Origin of the sequence: uncultured Marinobacter sp., assembly GCF_963974375.1 — a bacterium.
Taxonomy (GTDB): Bacteria; Pseudomonadota; Gammaproteobacteria; order Pseudomonadales; family Oleiphilaceae; genus Marinobacter.
The window spans coordinates 1-8,118 of record NZ_CAXBDN010000208.1; the positions used below are offsets into that span (position 1 = coordinate 1).

At 59.0% G+C, this 8,118-nt stretch carries 10 protein-coding genes; 6 read left to right on the forward strand and 4 right to left on the reverse strand.

The window, feature by feature from the left end; genetic code table 11:
• Positions 1-12 precede the first annotated feature (12 nt).
• From AAC035_RS15710 to AAC035_RS15720, 3 genes are read right to left on the reverse strand one after another with little or no spacing between them, the layout of a single operon-like run.
• The gene (locus tag AAC035_RS15710; protein WP_339805791.1) at positions 13-204 is read right to left on the reverse strand and encodes a flavin reductase; all 192 of its coding nucleotides are present in this window, start codon (positions 202-204) and stop codon (positions 13-15) included.
• A gap of 19 nt (positions 205-223) precedes the next feature.
• Positions 224-1,054, reverse strand: coding sequence for a protein-glutamate O-methyltransferase CheR (locus AAC035_RS15715; protein WP_339805792.1), 831 nt, complete (start codon positions 1,052-1,054; stop codon positions 224-226).
• A gap of 52 nt (positions 1,055-1,106) precedes the next feature.
• Positions 1,107-2,036: a chemotaxis protein CheV gene (locus tag AAC035_RS15720; protein WP_339805794.1), complete on the reverse strand. Its 930-nt coding sequence runs from the start codon at positions 2,034-2,036 to the stop codon at positions 1,107-1,109.
• A gap of 269 nt (positions 2,037-2,305) precedes the next feature.
• On the opposite strand from AAC035_RS15720, the gene flgA reads away from it, so the two are divergent.
• From flgA to AAC035_RS15750, 6 genes are all read left to right on the forward strand, one after another.
• Complete coding sequence (gene flgA / locus AAC035_RS15725; RefSeq protein WP_339805796.1) at positions 2,306-3,025, forward strand: flagellar basal body P-ring formation chaperone FlgA; 720 nt, start codon at positions 2,306-2,308, stop codon at positions 3,023-3,025.
• Between the two features lie 172 nt (positions 3,026-3,197).
• Complete coding sequence (flgM, locus tag AAC035_RS15730) at positions 3,198-3,524, forward strand: flagellar biosynthesis anti-sigma factor FlgM (RefSeq protein WP_339805798.1); 327 nt, start codon at positions 3,198-3,200, stop codon at positions 3,522-3,524.
• A gap of 8 nt (positions 3,525-3,532) precedes the next feature.
• Complete coding sequence (locus tag AAC035_RS15735; protein ID WP_339805800.1) at positions 3,533-4,003, forward strand: flagellar protein FlgN; 471 nt, start codon at positions 3,533-3,535, stop codon at positions 4,001-4,003.
• Between the two features lie 266 nt (positions 4,004-4,269).
• The gene (locus AAC035_RS15740; protein ID WP_339805807.1) at positions 4,270-4,839 is read left to right on the forward strand and encodes a peptidylprolyl isomerase; all 570 of its coding nucleotides are present in this window, start codon (positions 4,270-4,272) and stop codon (positions 4,837-4,839) included.
• Positions 4,839-6,803, forward strand: a complete 1,965-nt coding sequence (gene mnmC, locus AAC035_RS15745) for an FAD-dependent 5-carboxymethylaminomethyl-2-thiouridine(34) oxidoreductase MnmC (protein WP_339805802.1) — start codon at positions 4,839-4,841, stop codon at positions 6,801-6,803. The genes AAC035_RS15740 and mnmC overlap by 1 nt, the downstream gene beginning before the upstream one ends.
• Before the next feature lie 83 nt (positions 6,804-6,886).
• Positions 6,887-7,519 (forward strand): CBS domain-containing protein, encoded by a 633-nt coding sequence (locus AAC035_RS15750; RefSeq protein WP_339805804.1) that lies wholly within the window; start codon positions 6,887-6,889, stop codon positions 7,517-7,519.
• Between the two features lie 7 nt (positions 7,520-7,526).
• Here AAC035_RS15750 and AAC035_RS15755 read toward each other — a convergent pair.
• Positions 7,527-8,118, reverse strand: a 592-nt coding sequence (locus AAC035_RS15755) for a helix-hairpin-helix domain-containing protein (RefSeq protein ID WP_339805806.1), incomplete at its 5' end; no start/stop codon positions are given.

The following is an 8,118-nucleotide window of genomic DNA, read 5'->3' on the forward strand; positions in this document are numbered from 1 at the left end:
CAATCTCGCGCCCTATTCATTTTTTACCGCAGTCATCAGCAGTGGCGGCGAGCTGGTGACTGCGGTAAAAAATGAATAGGGCGCGAGATTGTAACCTTCGTCCGGATTCTCTGTCAGCACCCAGGCCACGGGCCTGGGAATAAGAGTCTGGGTGATGGTGTGGTAGGCATCCTGGGGCGCCAGGGCGGTAAAGTCTATGTTCATAGCGACCTCAGACAGCGAGTCATTTCTTGCGGTAGATGATTCCGGGGTGGCACTGGACCATTTCGTAAAGATCCGAAAGACCGTTCAGGGATTCAGACGCCCCCAGAATGAGATACCCGCCAGGGTTCAGGGCGCCGTGCATGCGGGTCAGAATGTCTTTCTTGTGCTCCGCCGAAAAGTAGATAAGCACGTTGCGACAGAAGATAAGGTCGAACTTGCCCAGCATGTAGCGATCCAGCAGGTTCATTTCCCGGAATTCAACCATGGACTTCAGGTTAGGCTTGATCTGCCAGCCGCCGGTAGGAAGCGTGCTGAAAAAGCTGCGCTGACGTTCAGGAGACAGGCCGCGACCAATGGCCAGCATTTCATACTCGCCCCGTTTGGCCACATTCAGTACGGTTTTGGAAATGTCCGTTGCGACAATCCTGAAATCCGCTTTCAGACGTCCCGGCTGGGTCCGGCGATACTCTTCCACCGCCATGGCAATGGAATAAGGTTCCTGCCCTGTGGAACAGGCTGCAGACCAGACACGCAGCGGCTGCAGGCTGTTGCGGGCGGCCAGTTCCGGGAGCAACTTGTCGGAGAGGATACGAAAAGGGTGGTTATCCCGGAACCAGAGCGTTTCGTTGGTGGTCATTGCATCAATAACGGTTTCTTTCAGCTGCATCTGGCCGGGGCGACGGATGCGCTCAAGCAACTCTCCCAGCGTATTCAGCTGATTATCTTCCAGCAAACGGCGCAACCGGCTCTTGACGAGGTACTGCTTGTTGTCACCCAGCAATATGCCGGATGCATCCTGCAGAAACTTCTTGAACGCCTCGTACTCCTGGGGGGTTATTTCTGCTTTCATCAGTACTCTGCAATGGATGGCTGGGATGAACAGGCTGCATCATAACCGGCGATTACTCCCGGTCCAAAATTTCCATTACCCGCTCGGCAAGTTCGTCCGGACTGAATTTGGCCATAAAATCATCCGCTCCGACTTTCTGGACCATCGCCTTGTTGAATACGCCACTCAGGGACGTATGCAGCATAATGTACAGACTCTTCAGGGCCGGGTCATTCTTGAGTCGGGTTACCAGGGTATAACCGTCCATTTCCGGCATTTCCACATCAGAAATGACCAGAGAAATATGGTCGTCCACATTGCTGCCGTCTTCCACCAGCCCCTTGAGATAGCTCAGCGCCTGCTTGCCATCGTTCTGGGATACAACTTCCAGACCGATAGCGGTCAGGCAGCGAATCATCTGACGTCGGGCTACGGCCGAATCATCCACCACCAGTACCGGCTTTGATGCACCGCGGTCTTTGGTGTTTTTCGACAGCACATCCGCACCCACGTCTTCCCGCAATGGCGCCACTTCTGACAGAATTTTCTCGACGTCGATCACTTCGATCAGCTTGTCTTCGAGTTTGGTCACGGCGGTCAGATAAACCTCACGCCCTGCCCCTTTGGGCGGTGGCAGGATATCTTCCCAGTTCATGTTCACGATCCTGTCCACGCCTGCCACCAGGAAGCCCTGGGTTTTACGGTTGTATTCGGTAATGATCACAAAGGCCGTTGCCAGGTCCTCTGCAGGCAGTCCCGGCTGGCGAATCGCCATGCCCAGGTCAATGATCGGTATGGTCTCACCGCGGATATGGGCAACGCCCCGCACCATGGGTCGGCTGTTCGGAATCGAGGAGAGCCTGGGGCATTGCAGCACCTCTTTTACCTTGAACACGTTGATGCCATAAACCTGACGACCCCGGAGTCGGAACAGCAGAAGTTCCAGCCGGTTTTCCCCAACCAGCTGGGTGCGCTGGTTAACACTGTCTAATACACCTGCCATTGCTGAACTCCTGACCCGGTTTTCCCGGTTAGATTGAACGCTGACATCATCTGGTCATCCGGCACAGATGTTGCTTCGTTACTGCCAACTGATACTCCGGTGCTCCATAAAAAGAAGCACCAGACTGAATTCCGTTATTGTAAACCGTGACGAACCTGCCATGTGTAACGGCTGGTATCCGCCAAAGTTTAACAATAACCGCACCCCGGGGAAGGCTCCGGCAATACCGGCCCGGCCCGTTTTCATCAGCATAGGACAAACCTGATCAAATGCGCATTCTGAAATTGATGATCACCGGTATATCCCTGCCCTGGCTGCTGTTTTGCTCAACCGTTGCTGCCGGGCAGGACCACACCGGCCCGGACCAGATTATTGACGCGTCTCGGAACTACCTGGCCGGATTCGCCGAAGAACTGACGCAAGAAGGCTACGACGTGAGTTTTGAGCCGGGCCGGCTCGATCCACGCCTGCAAATGGCGGCCTGTGATCTTCCGCTGGCACTGGAATTCAGTGGCGACCCCTGGCGTTCGACCCAGCCGAATCTGCAAGTCTCCTGTATCGGTGAACGACCCTGGCGGATGTATCTTTCAATATCACTGGAAATCCGGGGCCAGGCACTGGCGGCCGCCCGCCCCATCGGACGCGGTGAACGGGTACAGGCGGGCATGTTTGAATCCCGGACCGTGATCGTTAATGCCATGCGCCGTGGCACCATTACCGATGAGGAGCATCTGGCCGGAATGGAGCTCAGGAGATCCGTGAACGCCGGCACCATTTTTACTCCAGACCTGATCACCGCACCGGATGCCATCGCCCGGGGCGACCATGTTATGATCACCGCCCGCTCCGGCCAGTTTTCGGTATCCACCCGCGGCCGTGCGCTGGCTGCGGCCGGCATTGGCGAGCAGGTGATGGTTGAAAATCTCGGGTCCTCCCGGCGGGTTCGCGCCCTCGTTGTCAGTCCCGGCCATGTGGAAATTCCCATGTAGGCAAAGTCAGAGCATATCGGCGGCAACCCGCTGCCCCGGGGTACCGGAATCCTGAAAAAACGGCAATGAATTGCCGCTCAAATAGTACTAAAGTCTTCCGGAACACCGCCGATAACCAGTCAAGAACCTATCAGACCGCCACGGAGCGGCAGACAATTGGAAGGGTATTATTATGACAGTTGACTTAAACGGAATCGGCAACGGTCAGCTCAACAACCAGAAGACCAACGCTGACCGGTCCCAGGCCTCCCAGAAAACGGCACAGCCCGCGGTGGAGCAGGCCCGCACCCAGACTCCGGCAGCCCGCGGCGAAAACGTCAGCCTGAGCAAGCAGGCGAAGGAGCTCAAGCAGCTGGACCAGAAGCTCGAGAGCTATCCCGAGGTTGATGACAGCCGGGTGGAAGAAATTCGCGCTGCCCTGGCAGATGGTTCCTATAAGGTAGACGCAGAGAAACTGGCCCAGAAAATGCTTGAGATGGATCAAAGCATATTCGGGTGAGGTAAATCATGTCCGCCGTTCAGGAACTCAAGCAGCTTCTTGAAAACGATATCCACCAGTTGCGTCAGTTGATGGAACTGATGGAAGAAGAGTCCCGGGTACTCCGCAGCCGGGACGTCAAGGCACTGGAGCCCCTGGCCTCGCGAAAGGGAAAACTCCTTGATGACGTCCGTAACCGGGCCAGAGAAAAAGTTCACCTGCTGGTGAAAATTGGCTATCGTCCGGATCAGGGTGAACCCTCCCGTTTTATACGCAGTGCCGGTCTTGCCGACCTGGCCTCGCTGTGGGGCGATGCCCAGCAGCTGCTGGATCAGTGCCAGAACATCAATCGCCAGAACAGCCGGACAGTGAGCCACCTGCAGAAGCGCCTGGCAAGGCTCACCGATATCTTCCGGGGATCCTCAAGCCAGCAGAAACTTTACGGCGCCAGCGGCCAGCAGACTTCGGTTGGTCAACGCAACATTCTGGCCAGCGCCTGACCCCCGCCCTGGTGCCCCTGACCCTGGCCTGACCTGACCTCCGCGACGCCGGTCATCACCATTGCCGGCGCTTGCCTGCAGCCGATGCACCGGGCAACATTGACCTTCCTGTAACCTGTCCCGCCACTCACTCTCTGGTAAGCTGATTGCTTATCTTCGCTACCTGAACTCTCCGTCGAGGTGTCTTTCAAATGCGTGCATGCTTTTCCGCTGACTGCTCCCGCAGTCGTCATGTTTCCGCCCTTCTGAAATTTGTTTCCACCATGATGCTGGCCGGCTTGCTGGCAACGCTGCTGTTATCCGTTAACGCAAGGGCCGACAGCAGTTCTGATGAGGACCTGCCCAGGGTCCGGGTGACCACTTCTGAAGGCGCCTTCGAGATACAGCTACGACCGGATTATGCACCCCGCACCGTTGAAAACTTTCTTCAGTATGTGGATGAAGGCTTCTACGATGGCACCATTTTCCATCGGGTCATTGACGCCTTCATGATCCAGGGAGGTGGCTTCGACCAGGATATGCGCCAGAAAACCACTCGTGAGCCGGTGGTGAACGAGTCTCGCCAGACTGCGCCGAATCTTCGCGGCAGCATTGCCATGGCACGCACCGCAAATCCGGATTCGGCCACGGCCCAGTTCTTCATCAACGTCACCGACAACCGTCACCTCAACGCGGCTGCCAACCGGCCGGGCTATACGGTGTTCGGCAAGGTAACCGAAGGCATGGGAGTCATCGACGCCATTGCCCAGGTCCGTACCGGCGTCCGCAACAACATGGGTGATGTTCCACTGCAGCCTGTGGTCATAGAGTCAGTCCGGCGTATCGGTGAGCCCTGATGAAACGGCCGGCGCCAAACGGGACGTTGCTGCCACCCGCCCTGTCGCCCGCCGAGGTTCAGTGGCAGGACGGCCGGCCCGGCCCCGGTGAGTGCGGTGGAACTTATCTCGGTGTTAATAATGAACCCGCGAGCCCCGTCGACCAGTTGCTGCTCCGCAACCGCATAACGGATCGTTTCAGCTCACTGGGACACCGCCGCCATTTCGTGATCGCCGAGTCCCGCTTTGGTGACGGACTCAACTTCCTCAGCACCTGGCAGGCCTGGCGGGGTGCAAATCCCGCCCCTCACGCCACGCTGCATTATGTCGCCACAGAGCCGGCACCATGGGCCCGCGACGACCTGCAGCGGGCACTGGCGTTATGGCCTGAGCTGGGCCAACAGGCGCAGGAGCTGCTTGGCCACTACCCGCCACTGGTGCAGGGAGTTCACCGCCTGGTACTGGACCAGGGCCGGGTCCGGTTGACGCTGGCTTTCGGGGAGACCCTGAAAGCACTCAGGGACCTGGAGTTTGTTGCCGATGCCTGGTATCTGGACAGCAAATGCAATGAACTGACACAGGACACGCTGGCCCGGGAAATTCGCCGCCACAGCGGTCATGGCACTACCTTTGCCACCCATGCGGCTACCGGCCAGCTCCTGCAGGCCTTATCCGGAGCAGGGTTTGTCACGGCACAAGCACCCGATGGTTCCGCCGTTGAAATGCAGTCAGGGTTTCTGGATCTGCCAGGGCCTTTCGCGAAACCGGCAAACCCTGAACCGCCGGCAGCGGATCGCGCCATACCGGCCGTGGCACCAGAATCCCCGCCCCTTGGATCGTCCACCATAGACGTGGCCGTTGTCGGTGCCGGAATCGCCGGCTGCCTGCTGGCCCGCAACCTGGCCGAGCGCGGCTACCGTGTACTGCTTGCCGAGCAGGGCAACACCCCGGCCACCGGTGCCTCCGGTAACTCCCAGGGCGCGCTTTACGTCAAGCTGCCCGTGGAATACAACAATCAGGCAGACCTGGCCCTGAGTTCACTGCTCTTTGCGCAATCCTACTATCCGGCGAATACCCCGGCCCAGTTTCACCGGACCGGGTTGCTGATGATGGCCTCGTCTGGTCGCGAACAGGACCGGCAGCACCGGTTTCTTGCTCGCAACCATTATCCACACTCGATCTTTCGTGCCGTCAGTGCCGGGGAGGCTAGCCAGCTGACCGGTGTGCCCTGCCCGGCCGGTGGTTTATGGTTTCCTGAGTCCGGGTGGCTGGCCCCCGCAGAGGTGTGTCGGCATTTGCTGGACCATCCGTTGATCCGGTTTGAAGGTCAGTACCGGGTATCCCGGCTGCTGCCCAGTAATAACCGTTGGCGTCTGTCTGCAGAAGGCCGACAGGATATTACCGCCAGCCATGTGGTGCTGGCAGCAGGCCATGAGAGTGCAGCCCTTGACGCCCTCCTTGGCCACGTTGGTACCGGCCGTTACCGGTTCAAACCCATCCGGGGTCAGATTTCCTCTGTGCCGGCCAGCAGTCTGAGCGCCAGTCCGCGAGCAGTCATTACCGGCGAACGGTATCTGAATCCACCACAGGACGGCTGTGTGGTTACCGGCGCGACCTTTGATCTTCACAATGACACGACGGAAGAGCTCTGGAGCAGTCACGAGGAAAATCTGGCAGGGTTATCGGCCATGCTGCCGGGCCTTGTGGACCAGCACCCGCACTTCGGTCAGGTGACCGGGAGAGTGGCTTTTCGCTGCACCACTCACGATTACCAGCCAGTGGCAGGGCCCCTGACCACCAGCAAGGGCCGCCCCATTGACGGCGTCTGGCTGCTCACCGGTTTTGGCAGCAAAGGCCTGACCTGGGGACCATTGCTGGCGGAATTTCTGGCAGACCGGATCAGCGGTCAACCAGAGGCTCTCCCGGCTTCCCTGGCCCGCCGGGTGGCGCCGGAACGGTGTCTCAGAAAGGCTGATCCGGCTTAAGTTCTGAGGGTTCAGGCCGCTAAACAAGGTATAACTACGAAATAGCCCGGATCAAGGTTCGGGCACCCATGGAGCAGCCGGTTATGGCCATACACATCAGCGAACCTGGTCGGCCCCAGGGTACCCGGCTACCCGAGATTTTCCGGGGCCGGCGGATTGGCGATATTGAAGAATCCGCAGAGACCCACGCCTTGAGGGAAAGCAGCAACGAAGCCACCGACGGCGAATTTCAGCTTGCCCGCGAAGTGAACGCCCGCAAGGCACTGGAACGCTACGGCCAGGCAGAGGAAGCGGAACCGGAACCGCAACGGGCCTATCTTCCGGTCAGCAAGATGTGCAGTCCGAGAATCCATACCATGGAGGCCACAGCCACACTTGCGGAAGCCCTCAGCGATATGGAGCGCCATGGTGTTCATCACCTGGTGATCGCGGCGGATGGCCTGGTGGGAGGCCTGATCGACATACGCTGGACCCAGAACTGGTTACTGGAACATCGCGCTGACCCCGACCGGCAAACCTTTCAGCATATAGAGTTGCCGTCCTTTCTTACGGTCACGCCGGAAACCGATGCCCACCAGCTGGCCCGCCTGATGCTGGCCCACCAACTGGACGCAGCCCTGGTGGTCGATGCGTCCGGCTCGCCAACCGGGATTGTCACCACCACCGACTACCTGCGCCTGTACGCCAGCATGAGTCAGCAGGAAGGTGATGTCTGAGGGCCGCTCAGGCGATGCCCTGATCCTGCAGAAACGCCTGAAACTCCGCCTCACTCATCACCCTGACACCCAGCGATTCCGCCTTTGCCAGCTTGGATCCTGCCGCCTCACCCGCCACCACACAGCGGGTTTTCCCGGAAACACTGCCCGACACCTTTGCGCCCAGCTGTTCCAGCTTTTCCTTGGCCTCATCCCGGGTCATGGCTGACAGGGTACCGGTCAATACCCAGGTTTCTCCGGTCAGTGGCAGGCCATCCTTTGCGGTGTCAGGCCGGATGACCGTCGCCGGCTGCCAGACAACCCCGTTCTCCCTTAGAGCCGCCAGGGTTTCCTGGTTGTGAGGCTGACTGAAGAAGCTTCGGATATGACCGGCCACGACCGGCCCTACATCCGGCACCGCCTGAAGCTCCTCTTCGGTGGCTGCGGCCACCGCATCAAGGGTACCAAACCAGCTGGCCAGGGCTTTTGCGGTGGCCTCGCCCACTTCGCGGATACCGAGCGCATAGATGAAGCGCCACAACAGCGGATGGCGTGAGGCATCAATTGCCGCTACCAGGTTGGTGGCTGATTTGTCGCCCATGCGATCCAGCCTTATCAGG